Genomic DNA, 25,445 nt, shown 5'->3' with positions numbered 1-25,445 from the left:
AAAGTCTAGCGCAGCTTTTTGGCAAGAGTAAGACCTAACCGAGGGTGGCAAGTGCCGGGAATGTCTCGAGAAGCCAGAAGGAAAAGGCGGAAAAGCCCCCCGTGAGCATCAGCAGGCCAATCGTCCAGAGCAGCAGGCCCATGACCCGCTCGATCTGTTCCATGTGCCGTTTCATCCACGCCATCAGCCCGCCCAGCCGCGGCAGGAAGGCCGCGACCAGCAGGAACGGCACGCCCAGCCCTATCGCGTAGACCGCCAGAAGCGCTGTTCCCCGCGTGACGGATCCTTCCGAGGCCGCCAGCGACAGGATAGCGCCTAATTGCGGGCCGATGCAGGGCGTCCAGCCAAAGGCGAAAGCCAGCCCCAGAACATAGGCCCCGAAGGACGATCCACCCCGGTCGCCCACATCCATCCGCGCCTCGCGGTCGAGAAAGCCGATCCGGTAGATGCCGACGAAATGCGCGCCGAAGATCATGACAACTATCCCCGCCAAGGTATTGAAATAGCCTTGATATTGCAGGAACACCATGCCCGCCGCCGAGGCCGCGAAACCGAGCAGGAGGAACACCGTCGACAGCCCCAGCACGAAGAACAGCGCCGGAAGAATGGCCCGTGACCGCGGCTGTCCGGAGGCCGAAAGATCCCCCACGGTAATCCCGCTCATGTATGCCAGGTAAGGCGGCACCACGGGCAGCACGCAGGGGCTGAGAAACGAAATGATCCCCGCGGCAAGGGCCACGGCCATGGCCGGAAGAAGGGCCGCGTCGATGATCTCGATTCCGAACATGGCGCTCACATAGACCATTCGCGGGGCCGGGTCACGAGGCCATCTGTCACAACCCTGTAGACTTGCCGTGATGCGTGGATTATCCCGCGCGCATGGAAGCCGATCTTACCCTCGATGCCCGCGGATTGCTCTGCCCCCTGCCGGTGCTGAAACTGCGCAAGCGCCTGAAGTCGCTGGAAATCGGCGCGGTGCTCGAGCTGTGGGCCGACGATCCGGCCGCGGTGATCGACGTGCAGCATTATTGCAGCGAATCCGGCCATTATTTCCTCGGGATGGACGAGCAGGACGGCTTTACCGTCTACCGCGTGCGCAAGTCCGGCTGAGGCGCCGGACATGAAAATCCCGGCCGCAAGGGGCCGGGATCATTCGTTTCTCTGACCGGTTTTACCGTCCGATCGACCACCAGCCGCGGCGTTTCGGCTTGTCGTCCTCCTCGGCAGGCTCAGCCGTTGCATTGGCGGGTTCCGGTTGACGCTCCGGCTCGGGTTCCGGCGCGCTGGCAGGCTCTGCCGGGGCCGGTTCCGAGGCCGCTTCGGGCGCGGCTTCGGGCTCGGGCTCCGGCGCCGGCTCGGCCTTCTTCGAACGCGAGCGGGTGGTTTTCTTCGGCGCCGGTTTCTTGGCGGTCTCTTCCTCTGCCACCTCCGGTGCCTCCGGCGCCTCGGCCGTTTCCGCTTCGGGCTTGGCTTCGACGGCCTCCGTCTCGTGTGCGTCCTCAGCGGCCTCCGGCGTGGCCTCGGCCTCCTCGGCCTTGGCCTTGGACTTCGACGAGCTGCGCGGCTTGCGTGTCACCTTGCGCTTCGTCGCGGGTTCAGCCTCTTCGGCCTTCGCCTCTGCGGTCTCGGTCTTTTCGGATTGCTCCTCACCGGCCGTCTCGGCCTCGGCCTCCGGCTTCACGTCAGACTCGGCGCCCGCCTCGTCCGTGGACGTGTTTTCGCCCGATGCGTCCTCGGTCGACTGGTCCTCGCCATTGCCCGAACGGGATTTCGACCGGCGACGGCGACGGCGGCGGCGCTTTTTCGGCTTGCCGTCATCCTCGCCATTCGTGGGGGCCGGGGCCTCCTCGGCCTGCTGGGCCTGATCCTCTTCGGTGCTTTCGTCCTCGTCGACATCGTCCATCAGCGAGCTGTCGACCGACACCACCGGCGCGGCCTCGGGCACGTGGCGGGTGGCGGTCTTGAACTTGTCGATGCTGAAATCGGGGCTGATCAGGACCGGGTCACCCTCGATCCGCACGGACAGGCCGTAGCGCATCTCGATCTGGGCGACATGCTCGCGCTTCTGGTTCATCAGGAAGTTGGCAATGCCGACCGGGCATTTCACCAGCACTTCGCGCGAGCGGCGGCGCACGCCTTCCTCCTCGATCTGGCGCAGGATCGACAGGGCCAGGTTGTCGTCCGACCGGATCAGGCCGGTGCCGTGGCACGCCGGGCAGGCCTGCGTCGTCGCCTCGATCATGCCGGGGCGCAGGCGCTGGCGGCTCATCTCCAGCAGGCCGAAGCCCGAGATGCGGCCGACCTGGATGCGCGCGCGGTCGGATTTCAGCTTGTCCTTCAGCTTCTTCTCGACGGCGTTGTTGTTCTTGCGCTCGTCCATGTCGATGAAGTCGATCACGATCAGGCCGGCCAGGTCGCGCAGGCGCAACTGGCGGGCCACTTCCTCGGCGGCCTCGAGGTTGGTCTTGAGCGCGGTCTCCTCGATCGAGCCTTCCTTGGTGGCCCGGCCCGAGTTCACGTCGATCGCCACCAGCGCCTCGGTCACGCCGATCACGATGTAGCCGCCCGACTTGAGCTGAACCGTCGGGTTGAACATCGAGCTGAGGTAGCTTTCCACCTGGTAGCGCGCGAAGAGCGGCATCTGGTCGGCGTAGTGCTTCACGTTCTTGGCGTGGGACGGCATGATCATCTTCATGAAGTCCTTGGCCACGCGATAGCCGGCCTCGCCCTCGACATGCACCTCGTCGATGTCGCGGTTGTAGAGGTCGCGGATCGAACGCTTGATCAGGTTGCCTTCCTCGTAGATCTTCGCGGGCGCGATGGACTTCAGCGTCAGCTCGCGGATCTGCTCCCACAGGCGCTGCAGGTATTCGTAGTCGCGCTTGATCTCGGACTTGGTGCGCTTGGCGCCCGCGGTGCGCACGATCAGGCCGGCGCCCTTGGGCACGTCGATCTCCGACGCGATTTCCTTCAGCTTCTTGCGGTCGGCGGCGTTGGTGATCTTGCGGGAGATGCCGCCGCCCCGGGCGGTGTTGGGCATCAGCACACAGTACCGGCCGGCCAGCGACAGGTAGGTGGTCAGCGCGGCGCCCTTGTTGCCGCGCTCTTCCTTGACGACCTGCACCAACAGGATCTGACGGACCTTGATGACTTCCTGGATCTTGTAGCGGCGCGGGCGCGGTTTGCGCGGCGGGCGGATGTCGTCGGTATCGTCGTCATCGGCGACCGACTCGATCGTGTCGTCCTTCGACGCGGCATCGGAGCGCTTCGAGGAGCGGCCCTTGGACGAACCGTTGCCGTTGTCGTCGTGGGAATGCTCGTGATGGGTGTCATCATCGGAGGTGGCGTCGTTACCGGCGGCATCCGTGCTGGCTGCACCGTCTTCCGGCTCCTCGACCGGCGTTTCCGCCACGGTCTCCATCGGCGAGAGGCCTTCCTCGTCCCCTGCCCCGGCGCCCTCGTCGAGCTCGATCGTCTCCATGCCCGAGATTTCCTCGGACGAGGTCACGGCATCATCGGATTTCGCCTTGGCGGCCTTCGAACGCGACGACGAGCGCCGCGAGGAGGATTTCTTGGGCTTCTCGTCGTCGTCCTCGCGGGCGCGCTGCTGTTCGGCATAGGCGCGCTCTTCCTCGAGCAGGGCTTCGCGGTCGGCCACGGGGATCTGGTAGTAATCCGGGTGGATTTCCGAGAAGGCGAGGAAGCCGTGCCGGTTTCCGCCGTAATCGACGAAGGCCGCCTGAAGCGACGGTTCGACGCGCGTTACCTTTGCGAGGTAGATGTTTCCGGCGAGCTGCCGTTTGTTCTCGGATTCAAAATCGAACTCCTCGACCTTGTTTCCGTCGACCACCACGACGCGGGTCTCTTCCGCGTGGGTGGCATCGATAAGCATTTTCTTAGCCATGTAATTGATCTCGGCCGCGATCGGCCGGCCAGCCCGAACCGACCGAAGGTCATCCTTCGGTCACGCGCGGGGGCGGCTTTCTGCGGAACTTGTCTGGGGGCGAGTATGGATGCGCGGACCATGGCACCGGGTGGGGTGCCCATGCACTTGGCCTGTTCTGGTCTCGCGCGCCTCATCGCGTTTCTTCTTCTCCGGCGCCCCGACGGGGTGCCAATTCGGGGCCGGCACGACCCGATTTCACGGTGTACCGGCATACGGGTGGCCCATCGATGGCGGGCCCAATCGGTCTGTTCAGAGGTGCGGAATTTTCTTCCAGGCAGAATCTGATACAGCGAAACTCTTGGCTGTCGGTTTTCGTGTGCCGAAAGCCTTCGGTTACCCTAATGCCTTCCCGGGGCGAAAGACAATGGCAAAATGCCGGTCCCCCGCCCCTGGGCCCATCAGAGATAGTCCGAACGCTGGAGGCCGTACTTGGCCATCTTCTCGTTCAGCGTTCGCCGCGGCAGGCACAGCTCGTCCATCACCGAGGCGATCGAGCCCTTGTGACGGCGCATGGTGTTGTCGATCAGCATCCGTTCGAAGGCCTCGACATATTCCTTGAGCGGCTTGCCCTCGGTCGTCATCACCGGCTGCATGTCCTGGTGATCCGACATCAGCAGCGAGGCGATGGTGCCGCTGCCGCGCCGGGCCTGCAGAACCGCGCGCTCGGCCACGTTGATGAGCTGGCGCACGTTGCCGGGCCAGGGCGCCTGCAGCAGTTGCGCGGCTTCCTGCGCGCTGACCTGCGGCGCGTCGCAGCCGTAATCCTCGGCGAACTGGTCGGAAAACCGGGTGAACAGCGTCAGGATATCCTCGCCCCGCTGGCGCAGCGGCGGCACGGTGATGCGCAGGCTGGCCAGGCGATAGAACAGGTCGGGGCGCAGCGCGTCTTCGCAGGTCCGGTCCTGCTCCTGCAGGTTGCAAATGGCCACGATCCGGGTTTCCGGCGGCGCGCCCTCGTCGTTGATGAAGGTCAGCAGCTTGGCCTGCGCCGCGTCGCTGAGCGACTCGATGTCTTCCAGAACCAGCGTGCCGCCGCGGGCCTCTTCCACCGCGGGAAGCTGGTTGTCCTCTGGGTTCATCGGGCCAAGCAGGCGCTTGACCAGCACGTCCTGCTCCAGCGCAGCGCAGGAGATCAGCACGAATTTCTTGCCGGCCCGGGCGCCCACGGCGTGCAGGGCATGGGCCACCAGCGTCTTGCCGGTGCCGGTCTCGCCCTCGATCAGCACGTGGTTGTCGGCCTGCCCGAGATCTAGGATATCCTCCTTCAGGCGCTCCATCACCGGGCTCTGGCCGATCAGCTTCTTCATGAGCTGGCCGCCATCCGACAGCTCGCGCCGCAGCGCGCGGGAATCGAGCGTCATCCGGCGGGCATTGGCGGCCTTCTTGGCCAGCTCGTTCATCCGGTCGGGGTTGAAGGGCTTCTCGAGGAAATCGAACGCCCCCATCCGCATCGCCTCGACCGCCATGGGCACGTCGCCATGGCCGGTGATCATGATGACCGGCAGGCTCGAGTCGGTGCCCATCAGCTTTTTCAGGAACTGCATGCCGTCCATGCCGGGCATCTTGATGTCGGTGACGACAATGCCCGGGTAATCCGGGCCCAGCACTTTCAGCGCCTCCTCTGCCGACGGGAAGGCCTCGGTGTCGTAACCGGACAGGGCCAGCCATTGGCTGATCGACTGGCGCATATCCTTTTCGTCGTCGATGATCGCGATTTTCATGGCGCTTGGCATCTTGTTCTTCTCCGCTGCCAATTACTCTGCGGCCGGCCGTTTGGCCGTCTGCGTGTCTTCCGGTAAGATAGGTAGCTGCATTTCAAATACAGCCCCGCCCGAGGCGGCGTTGCGTGCCGTCAGGCGTCCGCCCAAGTCGTTCACGATGCCCGAGGAAATGGCAAGGCCCAGCCCGACCCCCTCGCCCGGCTGCTTGGTGGTGTAGAACGGCTCGAACAGGTTCTCGATATTCTCGATGCCGATGCCGTTGTCGCGGACGGTCAGCACGGCGGTCTCGCCCGCGGCGAGGATGATGTCGATGGCGGCGTCGGGAATGGTGCGCGTGGCATCGAGCGCGTTGCGCAGCAGGTTGATCATCACCTGTTCGATGCGCACCCGGTCGCCCATCACCATGACCGGTGCGTCGGGCAATGTGCGGGTGATCTTGACCTGCCGCTGGCGCAGCTGCGGCTCCATCATGGCAAGGGCGGAATTAAGCGCATCGGCCATGTTTACAGGGGCAAGCTCGTCACCGCTCTGCCGGGCATAGGACTTGAGCTGCCGGGTGATCGCGCCCATCCTTTCGATCAGGTCGTCGATCCGCTGGAAGGAGGAGATGGCCTCTTCCGGACGGTTGCGATTGAGCAGAAGACGGGCGCCGGCGAGATAGGTTTTCATCGCCGCGAGCGGCTGGTTCAACTCGTGGCTGACGGCCGCCGACATCTCGCCCAACGCGGCCAGTTTCGAGCTTTGCGCAAGCGTCTGTTCGGCCACCGCGAGGTTTTCCTGCACCCTCTGTCTTTCGGCGATTTCCCGCTGCAAGCGCATGTTCAGTGCGCGAAGCTCCGCCGACTCGCGCTGGAAAAGCGCCAAGCGGACGGTGGCCTTGCGGTTGAGGAAGTAGAAGGCCAGCGCCAGCAGGATGGCGAAGCACATGATCTCGAGCGCGAGGAAGCCGTTCACCTTTTCCCGCACGCTGGCATAGGTGGTGAAGCTGGCGATGCGCCACCCGCGGAAAGCGACCCGGCCGCCCACCCGCATCACCGCCTCGCCCTGGACATAGGCATCGGGCGGCAGGGTATTCCAGTCGGCCGTGGCCTGAAGCGCGCGCTGGATGGCGCTCGAGGGCGGCTCCTTGGCGAGCGCCTCCTCCTCGGTCAGGCCGCGCCAGCGGGGTTCGGTGGCCAGGATGATCCGCCCTTCGCTGTCGGTGACGAGGACGGCGTCGGAGATGCCGGCCCACGCGCGTTCGTACTTGCCCAGCCCCACCTCGACGAGGATCACGCCCGCCAGCCCCGCCTGTGTCTCGACCCGGCGGGAATAGAAGAAGCGGAAGCGGCCGGCATCGTCGCGCAGGATGTTGAATATGTTGTCTTTCGAACGTGTCGCCTCGATGAAGACGGGCGACTCGCGGAAGGATTGGCCGATCGATTCACGGTCGGTCGAGGCGACCACCCGCCCATCATTGCCCAGAAGCGTGAGCGAGGCCGCCGAAATTTCCTCGTTGAACGAGATAAGCCGTTGCGAGGATTGCGAGAAATCCGATGTGGCCAGCGCCGAGATCAGCGTCGGGTCGCGCGACAGGAGCTGCGGGACGATGGCGTTCTGGCGCAGTTCGCTCAGAAGGTTGCCGCTGTAGAGCACCAGCCGCAGCTCGGCGCGGTTGCGTGTCGTCTCGGTGAACCGGTCGGTCAGCAGGCTGTTGGTCACCGCCACGGTCGAGACCGCCAGCACCACGAGGATCGCAAGCGCCAGCCGCGCCCGCCAACTCAGCGTGCGCAACCGCCTGCGCGGGCCGACCGAGGGATCCTTGTCCGACGACATTGCCATGCGCGTCAGGATACGCCGCCACGGGCGTTGCAACAAGGGCTCACGCGGTCTGCAGCTGGTCGACGAGGCTGTTGAAGAGGATGCGCCCCTCGGTGTTGCCGTGCAGCGGGTCGGCCATCCGCTCGGGGTGGGGCATCATGCCCAGCACGCGGCGGTTTTCCGACAGGATGCCGGCGATGTCCTGCAGCGAGCCGTTGGGGTTCTGCACGTAGCGGAAGGCGACGCGGTTCTCGTCGTTGAGCCGCTTCAGCGTGTCCTCGTCGGCGTAATAGTTGCCGTCATGGTGGGCGATCGGGATGGTGATCGTGTCGCCCTCGGCATAGCCGGAAGTATAGGCGCTGTCGGCGGTTTCCACTTTGAGTTCAACGGGTTTGCAGACATATTTCAGCCCGGCATTGCGCAGCAGCACCCCCGGCAGAAGCCCAGTTTCCGTCAGCACCTGGAAGCCGTTGCAGACGCCAAGGACATAGCCGCCCCGTTCGGCATGGGCGATGACCGACTGGCAGATCGGCGAGTTCGCCGCGATCGCCCCGCAGCGCAGGTAGTCGCCGAACGAGAACCCGCCCGGCACGCCGATCACGTCGATGCCCGAGGGCATCTGCGTGTCCTTGTGCCAGACCATCGTCACGTCGGCCCCTGCGTTCTCGAAAGCCACTTTCAGGTCCCGGTCGCAATTCGAACCGGGAAAGACCACCACTGCCGCTTTCATGTCGCGTTCCTTCTGAAGAATATCCTGTCGGTGACGAGCCAGAGCAGACCGGCGACGGCCCAGCCGACAAGACTGATGAGCCCAAGGATAACGGGCATAAACCACAAGCCCTGCCAGGTGTCGAGCCGCACGTTGCCGCGTGAGCCGGGAATGGCCCGGATGGCGGCGGTCTCGCCTACCTCGATGTCGAAGGAGGCATGCGCGCTGCCGACACTGGCGCGGCGGGGGGCGCCGTCGATCTCGTAGGTGAAGATCGGTTCGTAGTTCACCGTGCCGCGGTCGAAGATCGTCTCGCCCGGCCATTCGTAGCGTTCCACCACCGTACCGATGACGCGCTCCGATCGGGCGACATAGACCGCGCTTTCCAGGCCATAGAGCAGCGCCGCGAGCAGCGTCAGCACGGGAAAGACGAACAGCACGACGGCCACGCGCTGGCGCCACGTCATCCGTGAAAGGCGGCCCGACAGGGCCCATGCCACGATTGCCCCGGTATACCCCCGGGGACGGTCCATCAGGCGATCTCGACCGTGTAGCTTTCGATCACCGTGTTGGCGAGCAGCTTCTCGCACATCTGCGTGACGGTTTCCCGGGCCTTGGCCTTGTCGGTCTCGGCGAGGTCGAGCTCGATCACCTTGCCCTGGCGCACACCCTCGACACCGTCGAAGCCCAGCGACCCCAGCGCGTGGCGCACCGCCTCGCCCTGCGGGTCGAGCACACCGGTTTTCAGCATCACTTGCACACGTGCCTTCATCGGCCCTGCCCCTCTTCTGCTCAATTGATCAGGTGCGGTTTGGTCATCGGGGTCGATGCCTTGGGCATGACGCCCAGCCGCTTGGCCACTTCCGAATAGGCATCCGTCAGGCTGCCGAGGTCGCGGCGGAAGACGTCCTTGTCGAGTTTCTGGCCGGTTTCGATATCCCACAGCCGGCAGCTGTCGGGCGAGATTTCGTCGGCCACGATCAGGCGCATGAAATCGCCGTCATAGACGCGGCCGATCTCGATCTTGAAGTCGATCAGCTTGATCCCCACCCCGTACATCACGCCGGACAGGAAATCGTTGACCCGAAGTGCGAGGCTGAGGATGTCGTCCATGTCCTGCTGGGTGGCCCAGCCGAAGGCGGCGATATGCTCCTCGGTGACCAGCGGATCGCCGAGCTTGTCGTCCTTCAGGCAGTATTCGACAACCGGCCGGGGCAGTTGCGTGCCCTCGTCCATGCCCAGCCGCTTGGCCATCGAGCCGGCGGCGTAGTTTCGCACGATCACCTCGAGCGGGATGATCTCGCAGGCGCGGACCAGTTGCTCGCGCATGTTGAGCCGTTTCATGAAGTGGTTCGGGATGCCGACATTGGTCAGCCCGGTCATGAAATACTCGCTCAGCATGTTGTTGAGCACGCCCTTGCCTTCGATCACGTCCTTCTTCTCGGCGTTGAAGGCGGTGGCGTCGTCCTTGAAATACTGCACGATGGTGCCCGGTTCCGGCCCCTCGTACAGGGTTTTCGCCTTGCCTTCGTAGATTTTCTTGCGACGCGCCATGCTGACTCCAGATACTGCAGGTGCCGGGCGACTCCCCGTCCTGCCTTTGCGCTCTCCATAAGGCATGGGACCCTCTGCCGCAAGCCACAGGACAAGGGCGCCGCGGCACCCTGCCCCCTTGCGGAACGCGGCCCCTGAAGGCATACCAAGGATTAACCGAAACGCTTTGCCTGGGAGCGGCCACATGACCACATTCGACGATCGCGAAAACGCCTTCGAAAACAAGTACGCCCATGACGAGGAAATGAAGTTCAAGGCCGAGATGCGCCGCAACAAGCTTCTGGGCCTCTGGGCGGCGGAACTGCTGGGCAAGACCGGCGAGGATGCCAACGCCTATGCCGTCGAGGTGGTGAAATCGGATTTCGAGGAAGCCGGCCACGAGGACGTGGTACGCAAGGTGGCGGGCGACCTGGGCGACCTGGCCGATGCCGACACCATTCGCGGCAAGATGGACGAGCTTCTGAAAGTCGCCAAGGACCAGGTGATGAAAGAGGCGTAAGCCTCTGATCCGAAACCGTTCAGGGGCGTTTCCGTGGTAACGGGGGCGCCCTTTTGCATGGCCCTGGCTCATGATGATCATGCACGTTTTGTGTTTGCGCGCGAGGCGGGAACGTGACACATGAAATCTCAGTCTTTTCACAGGATATCCGATGACCAACGCTCTCTCCCGCATGATGGAAACCCGCGACTGGATCCTGGCCGACGGCGCCACGGGCACCAACCTGTTCAACATGGGGCTGAGCTCGGGCGACGCGCCGGAGATGTGGAACGAGGAGCATCCGGACCGGATCGAGAAGCTCTACACCATGGCGGTCGATGCGGGCAGCGACCTGTTCCTGACCAATTCCTTCGGCGGAAATGCCTCGCGGCTGAAGCTGCACGGGGCGGAGAAGCGCGCGCGGGAGCTGTCGCGCATCTCGGCCGAGATCGGGCGCGAGGTGGCCGACCGGCGGGATCGCCCGGTGATCGTGGCGGGCTCGGTCGGGCCGACGGGCGAGATCATGGCGCCGATGGGCTCTCTCACCCATGAGCTTGCGGTGGAGATCTTCCACGAGCAGGCCGACGGTCTGAAGGAAGGCGGGGCCGACGTGCTGTGGCTCGAGACCATCTCCGCCCCCGAGGAGTACAAGGCCGCCGCCGAGGCCTTCCAGCTGGCCGGGATGCCCTGGTGCGGGACGATGAGCTTCGACACGGCCGGCCGCACGATGATGGGCCTGACCTCGGCCGACATGGCCGAGATGGTGGAGAAGCTCGACACGCCGCCGCTGGCCTATGGCGCCAATTGCGGAGTCGGCGCGTCGGACCTGATGCGCACGGTGTTGGGCTTCGTGGCGCAGGGCACCGGGCGGCCGATCATCGCAAAGGGCAATGCGGGTATTCCGAAGTACGTCGACGGGCACATCCACTATGACGGCACGCCGGACCTGATGGCGGAATATGCCGTGCTGGCGCGCGACGCGGGCGCCACGATCATCGGCGGCTGCTGTGGCACGATGCCCGAGCACCTGTCGAAGATGCGCGAGGCGCTGGAGACGCGGGAGCGCGGCGAGCGGCCGACGCTCGACCGGATCACCGAGGCGCTGGGGCCGTTCTCGTCGGCCGTGGACGGCACGGAAGACGATGGCGATCAGCAATCCGCCCGCCGGGCCCGTGGCGGGCGCCGCCGCCGGGGCTGACGCGGTCAGAGGCCGAAAAGCCCTGCCATCACGCGGCGATCTGCCTGCGCCCTGTCCGCGACCCAATCGCGAAACCCTCGCTGGACCGCCCCGAAACGGCGGCCATCGACCCAGATCAGCTTGTGCTCGTAGGACGCCGGGAAGACGGATTTCTGACCGAACGGCATGATCAAGGTGCTCTGCGCGACAGAGGCGAAGATCTCCGACAGGCCGCCCAGAACCAGCCCGACGCCGGATTGCGCCAGCCGCACGCCGCTGCCCGTCAGAGCATAGCGCGGCTGCGCCGACTGCGCCTCGTCGATCGGCACGCCCATCTCACGTCCCCAACGCCCCCAGTCGGCCCAGTCGGGATCGGTGGTGGGCACGTCGATATGCACCAGCGGCACGCCGCTGACATCCATCGCCCCTTCGCCCAGACCATAGCGCGCGGCGAAATCAGGCGTGCAGACCGGCACCACCCCGCTGGGCAACAGCGGAAGACCGGCCAGGTCATCGCCGATCTCGCCCATGTAGCGGATCGCGAAATGCAGTTCCGCCCCGTGCAGGTCGACCACGTCCCATGTCGTGTTCAGGTTCAGGTCGATCTGCCCCAGCCGGGCGAAGAGATCGGGCAGATGCCGGGGCAGCCAGGTCTCGGCAAAGGTCTGGGTCACGGACACGGCCACGCGGTTGCCTGCCGGCTCAGTACTCAGCGCCTCCTGCGCACCGGCCAGGGCCGTCATCGCCCCGGTCAGCCGCCCGGCGACCGCCCCCAGTTCCGCCGTGGGGGCCAGCCCGCCGGGCGTTCTGGTGAAAAGCGGCCGGCCAAGCCGCTCTTCCAGCCCGCGCACCTGCGCGGTGACCGCGGCCCGCGTCACGCCAAGTTCCTCGGCCGCCTCGGCGATGGTGCCGAGGCGATGCACCGCTTCGACCGCCCGCCACCCGTTGAGATGCGACAGATGCATCAAGCCTCCCGACAAGCTTTCCTTGTCAGGATAGCAGAAAGACTGACGTGATTTGCAGAAAAATCGGGTGTACACTGAGGGGGCGACTAGAAAACCTCAAGGGGGACACCCATGAAAGCCTACATGATCGAACGCGACATTCCCGGCGTCGGCGCCATGACCGGCGACGAGCTTTGCGGCGCCGCCGCCACATCCTGCAAGGCGCTTGCGCAGCTGGCGCCCAAGGTGCAGTGGCAGCATTCCTACGTGACCGGCGACAAGACCTTCTGCATCTACCTCGCCGAGGACGAGAGCGCGATCCATGAACACGCGAGACTCAGCGGGTTCCCGGCCACGAAGGTCACGCCGATCACCGGCCAGATCGACCCGACGACGGGCGATGCCCACGCCGGCTGACGCCCTTGCCCGGCGCCGCGTCAGAACAGGTCCAGCTGCTCGGCGCGGCCCGGCACGCGGAACAGGTCCCGGCGCAGCGGCGGCAGGCGCCTGTCGAGCCCCAGCCGCCGCGCCGCCACGCGGAAGCGGGCCGCGATCATCTCGGCATGGGGCCCCTCGCCCCGCATGCGGCGGCCCCATTCGGGGTCGTAATCCTTGCCGCCATGCATACCCCGCACCAGCCCCATGACCCGGGCGGCCCGGTCGGGGAAATGCATCTCCAGCCATTCACGGAATAGCGGCGACACCTCCAGCGGCAGGCGCAGCATGACCCAGCTTGCCCCCTCGGCGCCCGCCTCCCTGCCGGCGTCGAGCAGCGCCTCGATCTCGTGATCGTTGATGCCGGGGACGATGGGCGAGGTCATGATCCTGACCGAGATGCCGGCGGCGCTCAGCCGTTCCATCACCTGCAGCCGCCGTCTGGGCGCCGGCGCCCGCGGCTCCATCTTGCGTGACAGGGCCGCGTCGAGCGTGGTGACCGACAGCCCCACGCGCACCAGCCCGCGGGCGGCCATGTCCGACAGGATATCGATGTCGCGCTCGATCAGGGTGCCCTTGGTGACGATGCCCACGGGATGGTTGAAATCGCTCAGGACCCGAAGGCAGGCGCGCATGATTTCATGCGTCTTCTCAATCGGTTGATACGGGTCGGTGTTGGTGCCGATGGCGATGATTTCAGGCCGGTAGCTCTTGGCTGACAGCTCCCGCGCCAGCACCCCGGGCGCGTCGGGGCGGGCCACCAGGCGCGTCTCGAAATCCAGCCCCGCCGACAGGCCGAGCCAGGCGTGACTGGGGCGGGCAAAGCAGTAGATGCAGCCATGTTCGCAGCCGCGATAGGGGTTGATCGAGCGGTCGAACGGCAGGTCGGGCGAGCGGTTGTAGGTGATCATCCGGCGCGGCACCTCGACGCTGACCTGCGTGCGCAGCGGCGCCTCGTCCCCGGGCTCTAGGTTCCAGCCGTCATCCTCATAGACGCGCGCGTGCCGCTCGTACCGGCCGGCGGCGTTGCTCTGCGCGCCGCGCGCGGCGCGTCTCAGCCCGGGATCGACGGTTTGCGACTTGCTGCGTTCCATGGCGCATTCATGGAACATTAAGAGAACATTTGCAATAACCCCATGGTGGAAGGCCGGTTTGCCGCCCCTGCCCCGGCGCGAAATCGCGCGAGACGTCGGAAGCGATGCGGCCAGTGTCGTAATTCGGAAAGTGCGCCTGCGGCAAATTGACGATAGCTTCGCCAGAGTCACACGCGCAGTGCGCAAGGAATTCAGGGAAACTCTCATGTCCGACGAAGAAGACGACATCATCCTTTCGGAACTGGACGACGAAGAACTTGTCCAGCAGATGTTCGACGACCTTTACGACGGTCTCAAGGAAGAGATTGAGGAAGGCGTCAACATTCTTCTCGAGCGCGGCTGGCAGCCTTACCAGATCCTGACCGAGGCGCTGGTCGGCGGCATGACGATCGTCGGCAAGGATTTCCGCGACGGTATCCTGTTCGTGCCCGAGGTGCTGCTGGCGGCCAACGCGATGAAGGGCGGCATGGCCATCCTCAAGCCGCTGCTGGCCGAAACCGGCGCGCCCCGCGTGGGCAAGATGGTGATCGGCACGGTCAAGGGCGACATCCACGACATCGGCAAGAACCTCGTCTCGATGATGATGGAAGGCGCCGGGTTCGAGGTGGTCGACCTCGGCATCAACAACCCGGTCGAGAACTATCTCGAGGCGCTGGAAACCGAACAGCCCGACATCCTTGGCATGTCGGCCCTGCTGACCACCACCATGCCCTACATGAAGGTCGTGATCGACACGATGGTGGAACAGGGCGTGCGCGATGATTACATCGTGCTGGTGGGCGGTGCGCCGCTGAACGAGGAATTCGGCAAGGCGATCGGCGCCGACGCCTATTGCCGCGACGCGGCCGTGGCGGTGGAAACCGCCAAGACCTTCGTCAGCCGCAAGCACAACCAGGGCGCCACGGGCTGAACCGCCGCCTGATCGGTATTCGGAACGGCCCGCCCGACTGTGCGGGCCGTTTCTTTTCGGGATGAGATGATGACCGAGCTGCCAAGCGACACGACCCTGACCGAGGACGGCTTTGCGGAAGCCACGCGGGGCCGCATCCTGCTCATCGCCTGCGGGGCGCTGGCGCGGGAGATCCTGGCGCTCAAGCGGGCCAATGGCTGGGATCACATGGTGCTGCAATGCCTGCCGGCGAAGTATCACCTCTACCCCGAGAAGATCACGCAGGCCGTCGAGGAGACGGTGCGCGAGAACCGCGGCGCCTATGACGAGATCTTCGTGGTCTATGCCGATTGCGGCACCGGCGGGCTGTTGCAGGCGAAATGTGCCGAGCTGGGGGTCGAGATGGTGGCGGGCCCGCATTGCTATTCCTTCTTCGAGGGCAACGACACCTTCGCCGCCCGCGACGAGATCACCGCCTTCTACCTGACCGATTTCCTGGTGAAGCAGTTCGACGCCTTCGTGTGGAAACCCATGGGCCTCGACCGGCATCCGGAGCTGCGCGACATGATCTTCGGCAATTACACCAAGCTGGTTTATCAAGCGCAGGTTAACGACCCGGCGCTTGAAGCAAAGGCGCGCGACTGCGCCGCGCGACTCGGGCTGGAGTACGAGTACCGCTTCACAGGTTACGGAGACCTTAAGACCGCGCTCGCCGCCCGGGCCTGACCTGCCGCTTCTTCTTTGTCCAAGTATCCCGGGGGTGAGTGGGCTTCCCGGGACCTCTCCGGTGGAGAGGTCCGCCCACGAACGGGCGGAGCCCAGGGAATTGGCCCGCAGGGCCAAGAGGGGCAGCGCCCCTCCCCCCGCTCAGGCCGCCTCGGCCGCGACGTTGCGGATGCGTTCGACCATCGCCCGAAGACCGTTGGAACGCTGCGAGGACAGGTGATCGTTCAGCCCCAGCCGGGCCAGCTCGCCATGGGCGTCGACCTTCGGCACCTCCGCCACCGGACGGCCGTTATAGAGCGCCTTGAGCACCGCGATCAGCCCGCGCACGATCATCGCGTCGCTTTCGCCCTCGAAACTGAAGGTGCCGTTCTCGATCCGGGGGTGCAGCCAGACCTGGCTGGCGCAGCCGTCGACCTTGGTGGCGGGCACCTTCAGGGCGTCGTCGAGCGGTTCCATCGCCTTGCCGCGGTCGATCACGTAGCGGTAGCGGTCTTCCCAGTCCTCCAGGAACTCGAAATCCTCGACGATCTCCTCAAATGCCTCGGTGGCCAACGGTCCGGTCCCTTTTCCTTGTGTCCCCAGACACCTAGGCGCGCTATTGCGGCACGTCCAGCCCCAAGGGCGCTTTTCAAGTCACGCCAATTGCGGTAACAGGCGGAAAGCCAAGGAAAGGTCATCGCGCATGCGTTTCACTGTTGTCGCCCTCATCCTTTCGACTTTGCTGCTGTCGGCCTGCGGCGGGGGCCTTCGCGAGTCGCGCCTGAATCCGGCCAACTGGTTCGGGCGCAGCACCTCGGTCGAGACGGAACCGGCCACGGTACGCACCGCCGACGGGCGTGTGCAGGCGGTGAACCCGCTGATCGGCGAACGCGGGTATTCGCAGTTGAGCGCGGCCAACCGCAAGGTCACCACCGAGCGCACGGGCCTCTTCGGGCGCAAGAAGGAAGTCATCTACCAGGGCACGCTGATCAGCCAGGTGACCGACCTCACGATCGAGCCGACGGCCACCGGGGCCATCGTGCGCGCCGTGGGACTTACCACGCGGCAGGGCGCCTATGACGTGCGGCTGCTGCCGCTGTTCGACGGCGAGCCGCGGGATGGCGTGCTGACCTACGAATTCCTGGCGTTGCAGCCGATCAATACGCCCCAGGGCCCCGAGCATACCCGCCGCATCCAGGCGGCACAGGCGCTCACCCATGGTGATCTGGAGAAGATCCGCACGATCCGGGTGATCGCCAAGCGCAACACCCGCCAGAGCGCCCGGCGCTAAAGCGTTCCGGCGCCGCACGCGTTTCGCGGAAAGCGGTGTCGCAGGTTACGTCCGAACCGCGTCAGAGGTCGACGACCACGATCGACTTGCCTTTGGCGGCCAGCGCCACCTTGCCCTGACAAAGGCGCATCGCGTCGCGGCCGAACACCTCGTTGCGCCAGCCCTTGAGGGCCGGTACGTCGCGTTCGCCGCCGGAAATGGCGTCGAGATCGGCGGCGCTGGCGATGAGCTTGGAGGCCACCCCGAATTCCTCGGTCTTGGCCTTCAGCAGCACGCGCAGCAGATCGGCGAGCGCCGGGTTGACCTGCAGCTTCTCGCGCGAGCGGTCGGGCTTGGGCACGTCGTCATTGGGCGTCTCCAGCCCTGCCTTCACCGCCGCGAGGATGCCGTCGGCGATCTCGCCCTTGCGGGCCTCGCGCAGCAGCAGGCGGGAGCGCGACAGCTCGTTGAGCGAGCCGGGCTTGGTCGAGGCCAGCTCGACCAGCGCGTCGTCCTTGTAGACCCGGCTGCGGGGCACGTTGCGGGTCTGGGCGTAGTCCTCGCGGAAGCGGGCCAGCTCGCGCACGATGGCCAGGAACCGGCCCGAGGCGTTGCGGGTCTTTACCCGTTTCCAGGCATCTTCCGGGCGGATGATGTAGGTTTCCGGATCCTTGAGGATCTCCATCTCCTCGGCCACCCATTTCTCGCGCCCCGTCTCCGCCAGCTTGGCGGCGAGGTACTCGTAGATGTCGCGCAGGTGGGTGACGTCGGCCAGCGCGTAGACCATCTGCGCCTCGGTCAGCGGGCGGCGCGACCAGTCGGTGAAGCGCGAGGTCTTGTCGAGCGACTGCCGGGCGATGCGGCGGACGAGGGTTTCATAGCCCACCTGCTCGCCGAAGCCGCAGACCATGGCCGCGACCTGCGTGTCGAAGAGCGGTTCCGGGATCACGCCGGCGTCGACGTGGAAGATTTCGAGATCCTGCCGGGCGGCGTGGAAGACCTTGACGACCGAGGTATCGCGGAAGAGCTCGTAAAGCGGCTCGAGCGACAGGTCGCCCGCGATCGGGTCGACAAGCACCGCGTCGTCCTCGCCCCGCGTGGGCAGGGCCAGCTGCACGAGGCAGAGCTTGGAATAGTAGCTGCGCTCGCGCAGGAACTCGGTATCGACGGTCACGTAATCGCAGTCGGCCGCGCGGGCGCAGAACTCTGCCAGCGCTTCTGTCGTGGTGATGGTGGTGATCCGCGAACGGGTTTTTTCCTTGGTCATTCTGCCTCTTCGCCCCCAGTTCGGCACGGTATATGACAGCGGATCGGCAAAGAAAAGGCGCTGGTTGAATTCTGCCGTGGCCGGACCACAAGGGCGGGTGCCGGTTATCCGCGGGCGTCGATGGTGACGGGGGTGCGGTCGCCAGCCGCGAAGCGGCGCAGGACGGCCGGGTAGAGGATATGTTCCTGTGCCAGCACGCGCGCGGCGAGCGTGTCGGGCGTGTCGCCGGGGCGGATGGAGACGGTGGCCTGCCCCAGCACCGGGCCCGCGTCGAGGTCGGGGATGACCTCGTGCACGGTACAGCCGGCCTCTGTATCGCCCGCCGCAAGCGCACGGGCATGGGTGTCGAGCCCGGGGTATTTCGGCAGGAGCGACGGGTGGATGTTCAGCATGCGCCCCTGCCAGCGGCGGACGAAGCCCTCGGTCAGGATGCGCATGAAACCGGCGAGGCAGAGGATGTCGGCCCCGGCCTGTTCCAGCTCTGCCTGGAGAGCGGATTCGAAGGCCGGGCGGTCGCCCTTGAAGGGGCGGTGATCGACGACCGCCGTGGGCACGCCGCGCTCTGTGGCCTTGGCCAGACCGCCCGCATCGGCGGAGTTGGACAGCACCAGGCAGGGCCGCGCCGGGTGGTCGCCGGTCATGCTGTCGACCAGCGCCACCATGTTCGAGCCGCCGCCGGAGATCAGGATGGCGACCCGCCTGGTCAACGGAGCGTGCCGGTGTAGCGGACGCCCTGCCCTTCGGTGACGTGGCCGAGGGTGTGGACGGTCTCGCCCGCGTCCTGCAGCAGCGAGGTAAGCGCCTCGGCCCGGTCGGCCTCGACCACGATGATCATGCCGATGCCGCAGTTGAAGGTCTTGAGCATCTCGGCTTCGGCCATGCCGCCGGTCTCGGACAACCACTTGAAAACGCCTGGCAATTCCCAGGCGTTCAGGTCGATCTCGGCGCCGGTGTCGTCGGGCAGGACACGCGGCAGGTTCTCGGTCAGACCGCCGCCGGTGATGTGCGCCAGCGCATGGACGCCGCCGGCGCGGACGGCTTCGAGCGCCTGGCGGACATAGAGGCGCGTGGGGGCCAGCAGGGCTTCGCCGAGCGAGCCGTCGGACCAGGGGCAATCGGCGTCCCAGCCGAGGCCGGAAAGCTCGACCAGTTTGCGCACGAGGCTGTAGCCGTTGGAATGGACGCCGCTGCTGCCGAGGCCGAGGAGGACGTCGCCCGTCTTCACGCCCGCCGGCAGGTCGGTGCCGCGTTCCATGGCGCCCACAGCGAAGCCCGCGAGGTCGAAATCGCCCGCCTCGTACACGCCCGGCATCTCGGCCGTCTCACCGCCGATGAGGGCGCAGCCGGACTGTGCACAGCCCTCGGCGATGCCCTCGATGATCCGCGCGGCGGTTTCGGTCTCGAGCTTGCCCGTGGCGAAATAATCGAGGAAAAACAGGGGCTCGGCGCCCTGGCAGACAAGGTCGTTCACGCACATGGCGACAAGGTCGATGCCGATGGTCTCGACATTCCCGGTGTCGATTGCGATGCGCAGCTTGGTGCCGACGCCATCGGTGGCGGCGACGAGAATGGGGTCTTCGTAGCCTGCCCCCTTGAGGTCGAACAGCGCGCCGAAGCCGCCAAGGCCCGCCATCACGCCGGGGCGCGCGGTGCGCTTGGCGGCGGGCTTGATCCGTTCGACCAGGGCATTGCCCGCGTCGATATCCACGCCTGCCTCGGCATAGGTGATGCCGTTCCTGCCCTTGCTCATCGTCAGACCTCTCGCCGCTTGGTGGCGCCGGGTTAGCTTATGCGTAACGTGAAGGGAAGTACCTTGCGGGGCATGGGGCGGAGAATCAGGGTTAACCTGCTGAAACGGCGGGAAAACCGGGTATCGGTATCACGTCGGTATTACGTCGGTATTTTGTCGGTGCTTTTTTCGGTGGCGGGACGGGGTTAACGGGGCGTGCGGTGGCGTTGCGCCCTGCCCTGCGCCAGATGCCCCCCGGCCAAGGCTTGACGACCCCCGGCCCCTTGCCTACCAGTGCTTCCAGGTCGGGCCTGTAGCTCAATTGGTTAGAGCAGAGCGCTCATAACGCTTTGGTTGGGGGTTCGAGTCCCTCCGGGCCTACCAGTTCGTCCGCCGGCCGGGTTCGGCTTTCCCGGCAGACATGCCTTCACAATGTCGGACAGCGTACTACTTTTTCCCCAGAGATTTGCCGCCGCACCTTTCCGGCGCGGCCTTGCGGCCCGGGCCGCGTTGATCGAAGAGGATTTGAACATGCGCCATCTACTCAAACCCTTCATACTGGCTTGCGCGGCCCTCGCGCCTTTCCACCCTGCCCTTGCCGATACCGCCATCAGGACCGGACATATTCCGGCGACCGAGCAGCACCAGGCGATCATCGACTGCAAGTACGAGTTGGGCCTGCGCGGGGCGCCGAAGATCCAGGCGACCTACGTGGCCTACCCCTGGGGCGGTGATACCGTGCTTCGGATCCTGCCCCATGGCAGCGTCGGCGCCGGCGAGGCCGCGTGGATCAACGCCTGCGCCGATGCGCGGCTGGGGCGGGCCGTGACGACCACGACGACCACGGTGGTGAGGGTCAAGCGGGTGCGCAAGGTCGACAGCATCTGCCCGCCCTGGGCTTCCGTTCTGTATCGGGGGTCGACCTATTGCGTTGGAAACTGAGGCTGGGCCGTCGGAAGCCCTGACGTGTGGGAAGCCCGGTTCAGAGCCAGTTCAGGAGGAAGAGCACCACGGTGATGGGGACAATGATGGCTATCAGTTTGATGACCGTCCCGTCGGGTTTCATATTGTACTCCCGCTCCACAGGATGCCGCCCACACCCTGGCGGTAATATTATACTTAGGACCGCTAAATATAAACCTTAATTAAATGAATAAATGTTGCCCGGTGCATCGGCAGGCCGTGTCGCGCGTTTCGGTCGGCCTTCTGTTGCCGGGTCAACCGTGGATGACCGGGGCGTTCAGGGCCGGGCCATTGGGCGTCAAACCTACGGTAGCGCACCCCTCCGGACTGGACGGATTGCCAGCTTTTCGCTATCGCATCCGGCTATACTGTCAGTGCCGGAACGGCGATTTCTAAAACGGATTCCACACGTGAAATACAGGTCGGAGATAGACGGCTTGCGGGCGGTGGCCGTGGTGCCTGTCATCCTCTTCCATGCCGGGCTTTCCGCGCTGCCGGGCGGGTTTGTCGGGGTCGACGTGTTCTTCGTCATCTCCGGCTACCTGATCACCACCATCCTGATCGAGGATCGCCGGAAGGGTAGCTATTCGCTGGCGAAGTTCTACGAGCGTCGGGCGAGGCGCATTCTGCCGGCGCTGTTCCTGGTCATGACGGCCTGCATTCCCTTCGCGCTTTTGTGGATGCCGCCCTACGAGTTGCAGATCTTCGCGCGGAGCATGGCGTTCGCCTCGTTCTTCGTGTCGAATTTCCATTTCCTCGAGAACGTGCAGGGCTATTTCACCGCCGCAAACGAGTATCAGCCGCTGCTGCATACCTGGTCCCTGGGGGTGGAGGAGCAGTTCTACCTTATCTTCCCGCTGCTGTTGGGGCTGGCTCTGAAGGGCGGGACGCGGGTGGCGTTCTGGGCGATTGCCGGGCTGGCGGTTCTTTCGATGGGGGTGGCGGAATGGGGATGGCGCTACCATCCGGCGGCGAATTTCTATTTCACTCCGTCGCGGTTCTGGGAGCTGATGGCCGGCGCCCTGTGCGCGTTGTGGCTGATCGACCGGGAGGTCGAGGGGTCAGACATTCCCGCCGCGCTGGGGCTTGTGATGATCGGGGCGGCGGCGGTGCTCTTTGGCGCGGGCACGCCTTTCCCGTCGGTCTATACGCTGTTGCCGGTCGGTGGCACGGTGCTGGTGATCCTGTTCGCCGGGCCGGGCACGGTGGCGGGACGGCTGCTGTCGCTGGGGCCGATCGTGGGGATCGGGTTGGTGAGTTATTCCGCCTACCTGTGGCATCAACCGCTGTTCGCCTTTGCCCGCATCCGCAGTTTCGGCCCGCCCTCGGACGCGTTGATGATCGCACTGGCGGCGCTGAGCTTCGTGCTGGCGGCGCTGACATGGCGGTTCGTGGAGCGGCCCTTCCGGCAGCTGCCGGCGGCGATCCTGCCGGGCCGGGCGCGGCTGCTGTGGGCGAGCGGCGGGGTGACGGTGCTGTACTTCGCCATCGGCATGGCGGGTTTCATGGGCAGCGGGTTCCCGGCGCGGCTGGATCTGCGGGGGGACTCGCCCCTGCGGGCGGCGCTGGCGTCGCTCGACGAGCGGCCGGAGTACCAGACCTGTTCCGAGCTGGCCCAGACCGTTCGGCCGGAGGACGTGTTCTGCACCGCCTTCGCCCCGGTGGGGGCGGAGGAGGCCATTGCGGTGATCGGCGACAGCTACGCGATTTCCCTGCTCCCGGCCTTCGAGACGGTGGCGGCGGAGCGGCCGGTGACGGTGCTGGCCGGCACGCATCCGGGCTGTCCGCCGATCCTGGGTGTCTATACCTCGCGCAGCCGGAAGGACGAGCTGTCCTGCCATGGCTACACCGAGCGGCTGGCGGAAGCGTTGACGGAAGAGGGGGTCGCGGCGGTGTTCCTGGTGGGGCGTTGGACGCTTTACACCGGGCCGGTCTATGCCGGGGCGAACCCGCGGTACTTCCTGGCCGAGGAGCTGAACGGGAACCACGGGGACCTGGAGCAGTCGCGCGCGGTGTTCGAGGCGGCGGTCGATCGGACGGTGGCGTTTTACCGGGAGGCCGGGGTCGAGGTGTTCCTGGTGACGGAAGTGCCCGAGCAGAAGGTGACGCCGAAACTGCTACTGGCGAAGCTGATCCTGACCGGGCACGGTGCGGATGCGGAGGTGGACACGCTGATTGCCAATACTTTCGTCAACGTGCCGGACAATGATGCCATCCAGCAATACGTGCTGGACGTGTTCACCGCGCGGCAGGCGGAGGGTGTGCACGTGGTGGAACTGCCCCTGCCCTTCATGGTCGAGGGGCGGTATATCTGGTATCTCGACGGGCGGCCGCTTTACCACGACAGCGGGCATATCTCGCTCGAGGGGGCGCGGGGCCTGCGGGGGTATATCCGCGATACGGTCGAGGCGGGGCTGGGGCCGGCGCGTTAGGCCTCAGCGCCCGATCACGATCTCGGCGCGCAATCCGCCCAGACGTTCGCTTTCGCCCAGCCGCAGCATTCCGCCATGGGCGCGGGCGATGTCGGTGGCGATCGCAAGGCCCAGGCCCACGCCCGAGCCGCGGTTCTGGTTGCGCGCGGTGTCGAGCCGGACGAACGGTTTGACCGCCTCCTCGCGCCGCTCCCTGGGGATGCCGGGGCCGTCATCCTCGACCCGGATGCGCAGGGATCTGTCGGTCAGCAGCACCGAAACCTCGGCCTTCGTGCCGTAGCGGACGGCGTTGTTGATCAGGTTTTCGACCGCCCGCCGGATGCCGGCGCTGCGGAGCGCCACGGTGCCCTCGCCCTCGGCGAGGAAGAGCGTCACGTCGCGCTCGGCCCGGCGCATGTCCTCGACGATCTGGGCCACCAGCGCGACCGGGTCGATCGGCGTTGCCTCGCCCTCGCTGGCACCGCGGGCGAAATCGAGGAACTCGTCGATCAGGCGCTCCATGTCGGTCACGTCCTGCTCCATCGCCTCGCGGTCCTCATCGTCGAGCATGGACAGGCCGAGCTTGAGCCGGGTGAGCGGCGTGCGCAGGTCGTGGCTGACGCCGGAGAGCATCAGGGTGCGCTGTTCGATCTGCCGCTCGATCCGGGCGCGCATGTCGAGGAAAGCGTTGCCGGCGGCGCGCACTTCGACCGCGCCGGCGGGACGGTAATCGAGGTGGCGGCCGCGCCCGAACGCCTCGGCGGCGCGGGCGAGCCGGGTAATGGGGCGCAGCTGGTTGCGGAGGTAGAAATAGGCGATCACCGTCATGATCGCGGCGAAGATCACCATGTTGACCAGAAGCTGGTGCGGGTTCGAGGCCGAGACGCGGCGGCGGTCGAAGGTCATCCGGATCGGTCCGTCATCGCTTTCGAAGAAGAGCGAGACGCGCTGATCGTCGGGCAGGTCGACCGCCAGCAGGTCGGGCAGCCGGGCGGTGAACTCGCGGATCACGGTGGCGCCGGTGAAATCGTACCAGCGGCGGTAATTCTCCTCCGGCACCAGGCTCTGGGGCACCGGGTCGACCCGGATCAGCAGCGTGCGGGCGAGCGCCGAGTCGGAGACCTCCTCGGCCGTCATGCCGCTGTCGAGCATGAGCCGGACCTCGCGGCTGACCGAGTTGGTCATCTGGATGGTCACGCCCTCGAAATGGCGCTGGATGAAGACCACCGAAACCACCAGCATCAGCGAGATTACCGGCAGCAGCAGGATCAGGATGGCGCGGCCATAGAGGCTGCGGGGCATGTAGAGTTTGAGCCAGCGAAAGGACATGCTTGAACCTAGCCAAGGAAATGTGCGTAAGAAAGGGCCATGAACGAGAGCGATTTCAACCCGGAACCGGGTGTGGCCGAGGATCTGGGCGGTGGGGTGCGCAGGGTGCTGGCGCCCAACCCGTCGCCGATGACCTATCGGGGAACGAACACCTACCTGCTGGGGGCGCGGCAGGTGGCGGTGATCGACCCCGGCCCGGAGAGCGAGGCGCACCTGGCCGCCATTCTCGGTGCGCTGGGTCCGGGGCAGCAGGTGACGCATGTGATCGTGACCCATTCGCATGTCGACCATTCGCCGCTGGCCGCGCGGCTGGCGCGGGAGACGGGCGCGCGGGTGCTGGGCTTCGGGCCGTCGGGCTCGGGCCGCAGCGCGGTGATGCGGGAGCTGGCGGCGCAGGGGCTGGAGGAGGCCGGCGAAGGCATCGACCCGGGGTTCGCGCCGGACGTGGAACTGGCCGACGGCGAGATGGTGACGGGCGAGGACTGGTCGCTTACCGCGCTCTGGACGCCGGGGCACCTGGGCAATCACCTGTGCCTGGCCATGGGCGACATGGTCTTTACCGGCGACCTGGTGATGGGCTGGGCCAGTTCGCTGGTCTCGCCCCCCGATGGCGATTTGACCGATTTCATGGCCTCCTGCCGGCGGCTGCGCGACCGGGGTGCCGAGGTCTTCCATTCCGGCCACGGCGCGCCGATCACGGCGCCGATGTCTCGGCTCGACTGGCTCATCGCCCACCGCGAGGGGCGCGAGGCGTCGATCCTGAAGGCGCTGGAGGCGGGTGCGGCGGACACCGCCACGCTGACGGCGGCGATCTACACCGATGTCGCGCCGCAGATGTGGCCGGCGGCCGAGCGCAACGTGCTCGCGCATCTCATTGACCTGTATGGGAAAAACCGTGTGGAGCCGGTGGGCCCCCTCTCGCAGCACGCGACCTTCCGGCTGGTGTGACCACCCCTGCCCGGATCGGTGAAATTTTTGTCACAAACCCACTGGACGCCACCGGAGGCTATTGCTATATCGCGCC

Annotated in this window: 25 protein-coding genes and 1 tRNA gene; 11 read left to right on the top strand and 15 right to left on the bottom strand. The window is 65.9% G+C overall.

Annotation, left to right across the window (positions count from 1 at the left end; genetic code table 11):
- Window positions 1-34 precede the first annotated feature (34 nt).
- Window positions 35-787: a cytochrome c biogenesis CcdA family protein gene (locus ACO07J_RS09665; RefSeq protein WP_422028578.1), complete on the bottom strand. Its 753-nt coding sequence runs from the start codon at window positions 785-787 to the stop codon at window positions 35-37.
- A 92-nt stretch (window positions 788-879) separates the two neighbouring features.
- Here ACO07J_RS09665 and ACO07J_RS09660 point away from each other — a divergent pair, with 92 nt between their 5' ends.
- Window positions 880-1,110, top strand: coding sequence for a sulfurtransferase TusA family protein (locus ACO07J_RS09660; protein WP_422028576.1), 231 nt, complete (start codon window positions 880-882; stop codon window positions 1,108-1,110).
- Between the two features lie 61 nt (window positions 1,111-1,171).
- Here the strand turns inward: ACO07J_RS09660 and ACO07J_RS09655 are convergent, their stop codons facing one another.
- From ACO07J_RS09655 to purC, 7 genes are all read right to left on the bottom strand, one after another.
- Window positions 1,172-3,904, bottom strand: coding sequence for an Rne/Rng family ribonuclease (locus tag ACO07J_RS09655; RefSeq protein WP_422028574.1), 2,733 nt, complete (start codon window positions 3,902-3,904; stop codon window positions 1,172-1,174).
- A gap of 440 nt (window positions 3,905-4,344) precedes the next feature.
- Window positions 4,345-5,679 carry a sigma-54-dependent transcriptional regulator gene (locus ACO07J_RS09650; RefSeq protein WP_300894492.1) on the bottom strand — a complete coding sequence of 445 codons (1,335 nt, stop codon included), beginning with the start codon at window positions 5,677-5,679 and terminating at the stop codon, window positions 4,345-4,347.
- Window positions 5,680-5,700: 21 nt separating this feature from the next.
- Window positions 5,701-7,482, bottom strand: a complete 1,782-nt coding sequence (locus ACO07J_RS09645) for a sensor histidine kinase (protein ID WP_422028572.1) — start codon at window positions 7,480-7,482, stop codon at window positions 5,701-5,703.
- Between the two features lie 46 nt (window positions 7,483-7,528).
- Window positions 7,529-8,197 (bottom strand): phosphoribosylformylglycinamidine synthase subunit PurQ, encoded by a 669-nt coding sequence (purQ, locus tag ACO07J_RS09640; RefSeq protein ID WP_422028570.1) that lies wholly within the window; start codon window positions 8,195-8,197, stop codon window positions 7,529-7,531.
- The gene (locus ACO07J_RS09635; protein ID WP_422028568.1) at window positions 8,194-8,709 is read right to left on the bottom strand and encodes a hypothetical protein; all 516 of its coding nucleotides are present in this window, start codon (window positions 8,707-8,709) and stop codon (window positions 8,194-8,196) included. Before ACO07J_RS09635 ends, purQ begins: the two co-directional genes overlap by 4 nt.
- Window positions 8,709-8,948 (bottom strand): phosphoribosylformylglycinamidine synthase subunit PurS, encoded by a 240-nt coding sequence (gene purS / locus ACO07J_RS09630; RefSeq protein WP_422028566.1) that lies wholly within the window; start codon window positions 8,946-8,948, stop codon window positions 8,709-8,711. Before purS ends, ACO07J_RS09635 begins: the two co-directional genes overlap by 1 nt.
- A gap of 20 nt (window positions 8,949-8,968) precedes the next feature.
- The gene (gene purC / locus ACO07J_RS09625) at window positions 8,969-9,730 is read right to left on the bottom strand and encodes a phosphoribosylaminoimidazolesuccinocarboxamide synthase (RefSeq protein WP_422028564.1); all 762 of its coding nucleotides are present in this window, start codon (window positions 9,728-9,730) and stop codon (window positions 8,969-8,971) included.
- A gap of 184 nt (window positions 9,731-9,914) precedes the next feature.
- Here purC and ACO07J_RS09620 point away from each other — a divergent pair, with 184 nt between their 5' ends.
- Together ACO07J_RS09620 and bmt are read left to right on the top strand one after the other, a co-directional pair.
- The gene (locus tag ACO07J_RS09620) at window positions 9,915-10,229 is read left to right on the top strand and encodes a DUF1476 domain-containing protein (RefSeq protein WP_422028562.1); all 315 of its coding nucleotides are present in this window, start codon (window positions 9,915-9,917) and stop codon (window positions 10,227-10,229) included.
- A gap of 151 nt (window positions 10,230-10,380) precedes the next feature.
- A complete protein-coding gene (bmt, locus tag ACO07J_RS09615) occupies window positions 10,381-11,406 on the top strand; it encodes a betaine--homocysteine S-methyltransferase (RefSeq protein WP_422028560.1) in 1,026 nt (341 codons plus the stop codon).
- Between the two features lie 5 nt (window positions 11,407-11,411).
- Here the strand turns inward: bmt and ACO07J_RS09610 are convergent, their stop codons facing one another.
- The gene (locus tag ACO07J_RS09610; RefSeq protein ID WP_422028558.1) at window positions 11,412-12,350 is read right to left on the bottom strand and encodes a LysR family transcriptional regulator; all 939 of its coding nucleotides are present in this window, start codon (window positions 12,348-12,350) and stop codon (window positions 11,412-11,414) included.
- Between the two features lie 111 nt (window positions 12,351-12,461).
- Here ACO07J_RS09610 and ACO07J_RS09605 point away from each other — a divergent pair, with 111 nt between their 5' ends.
- On the top strand, window positions 12,462-12,746 hold the full coding sequence (locus ACO07J_RS09605) for a DUF4242 domain-containing protein (protein WP_422028556.1): 285 nt from the start codon (window positions 12,462-12,464) through the stop codon (window positions 12,744-12,746).
- A 20-nt stretch (window positions 12,747-12,766) separates the two neighbouring features.
- Here ACO07J_RS09605 and ACO07J_RS09600 read toward each other — a convergent pair whose 3' ends face one another.
- Window positions 12,767-13,858 carry a PA0069 family radical SAM protein gene (locus tag ACO07J_RS09600; protein ID WP_422028554.1) on the bottom strand — a complete coding sequence of 364 codons (1,092 nt, stop codon included), beginning with the start codon at window positions 13,856-13,858 and terminating at the stop codon, window positions 12,767-12,769.
- A 205-nt stretch (window positions 13,859-14,063) separates the two neighbouring features.
- On the opposite strand from ACO07J_RS09600, the gene ACO07J_RS09595 reads away from it, so the two are divergent.
- Window positions 14,064-14,768 carry a corrinoid protein gene (locus tag ACO07J_RS09595; RefSeq protein ID WP_300894508.1) on the top strand — a complete coding sequence of 235 codons (705 nt, stop codon included), beginning with the start codon at window positions 14,064-14,066 and terminating at the stop codon, window positions 14,766-14,768.
- 69 nt (window positions 14,769-14,837) lie between these two features.
- Window positions 14,838-15,473 (top strand): DUF1638 domain-containing protein, encoded by a 636-nt coding sequence (locus ACO07J_RS09590; protein WP_422028552.1) that lies wholly within the window; start codon window positions 14,838-14,840, stop codon window positions 15,471-15,473.
- A gap of 141 nt (window positions 15,474-15,614) precedes the next feature.
- Here the strand turns inward: ACO07J_RS09590 and ACO07J_RS09585 are convergent, their stop codons facing one another.
- Window positions 15,615-16,025, bottom strand: coding sequence for a SufE family protein (locus tag ACO07J_RS09585; RefSeq protein ID WP_350125288.1), 411 nt, complete (start codon window positions 16,023-16,025; stop codon window positions 15,615-15,617).
- Between the two features lie 130 nt (window positions 16,026-16,155).
- Between ACO07J_RS09585 and ACO07J_RS09580 the strand changes: the two genes are divergently transcribed.
- Window positions 16,156-16,743 carry a hypothetical protein gene (locus tag ACO07J_RS09580; RefSeq protein ID WP_422028550.1) on the top strand — a complete coding sequence of 196 codons (588 nt, stop codon included), beginning with the start codon at window positions 16,156-16,158 and terminating at the stop codon, window positions 16,741-16,743.
- 61 nt (window positions 16,744-16,804) lie between these two features.
- On the opposite strand, the gene rnd is transcribed toward ACO07J_RS09580, so the two are convergent.
- The 3 genes from rnd to purM form a co-directional block, all read right to left on the bottom strand.
- Entirely contained in the window at window positions 16,805-17,962 is a 1,158-nt protein-coding gene (gene rnd / locus ACO07J_RS09575) for a ribonuclease D (RefSeq protein ID WP_422029753.1), read from the bottom strand.
- A gap of 131 nt (window positions 17,963-18,093) precedes the next feature.
- Window positions 18,094-18,696: a phosphoribosylglycinamide formyltransferase gene (gene purN, locus ACO07J_RS09570; RefSeq protein WP_422028548.1), complete on the bottom strand. Its 603-nt coding sequence runs from the start codon at window positions 18,694-18,696 to the stop codon at window positions 18,094-18,096.
- A complete protein-coding gene (gene purM, locus ACO07J_RS09565) occupies window positions 18,693-19,739 on the bottom strand; it encodes a phosphoribosylformylglycinamidine cyclo-ligase (RefSeq protein ID WP_422028546.1) in 1,047 nt (348 codons plus the stop codon). The genes purN and purM overlap by 4 nt, the downstream gene beginning before the upstream one ends.
- Window positions 19,740-20,025: 286 nt before the next feature.
- On the opposite strand from purM, the gene ACO07J_RS09560 reads away from it, so the two are divergent.
- The 3 genes from ACO07J_RS09560 (at window position 20,026) to ACO07J_RS09550 (ending at window position 23,113) form a co-directional block, all read left to right on the top strand.
- A tRNA-Ile gene (locus tag ACO07J_RS09560) sits at window positions 20,026-20,102 on the top strand.
- A 147-nt stretch (window positions 20,103-20,249) separates the two neighbouring features.
- On the top strand, window positions 20,250-20,660 hold the full coding sequence (locus ACO07J_RS09555) for a hypothetical protein (protein ID WP_422028544.1): 411 nt from the start codon (window positions 20,250-20,252) through the stop codon (window positions 20,658-20,660).
- Window positions 20,661-21,091: 431 nt separating this feature from the next.
- Entirely contained in the window at window positions 21,092-23,113 is a 2,022-nt protein-coding gene (locus tag ACO07J_RS09550; protein ID WP_422028542.1) for an acyltransferase family protein, read from the top strand.
- 3 nt (window positions 23,114-23,116) lie between these two features.
- Here the strand turns inward: ACO07J_RS09550 and ACO07J_RS09545 are convergent, their stop codons facing one another.
- Window positions 23,117-24,421 (bottom strand): ATP-binding protein, encoded by a 1,305-nt coding sequence (locus ACO07J_RS09545; RefSeq protein ID WP_422028540.1) that lies wholly within the window; start codon window positions 24,419-24,421, stop codon window positions 23,117-23,119.
- A 39-nt stretch (window positions 24,422-24,460) separates the two neighbouring features.
- Here ACO07J_RS09545 and ACO07J_RS09540 point away from each other — a divergent pair, with 39 nt between their 5' ends.
- Complete coding sequence (locus ACO07J_RS09540) at window positions 24,461-25,369, top strand: MBL fold metallo-hydrolase (protein WP_422028538.1); 909 nt, start codon at window positions 24,461-24,463, stop codon at window positions 25,367-25,369.
- The last annotated feature ends 76 nt before the right edge of the window (window positions 25,370-25,445 follow it).

The organism is Roseovarius sp. (assembly GCF_965228755.1).
GTDB lineage: Bacteria > Pseudomonadota > Alphaproteobacteria > Rhodobacterales > Rhodobacteraceae > Roseovarius.
This window is presented reverse-complemented; position numbering and strand designations above follow the sequence as displayed.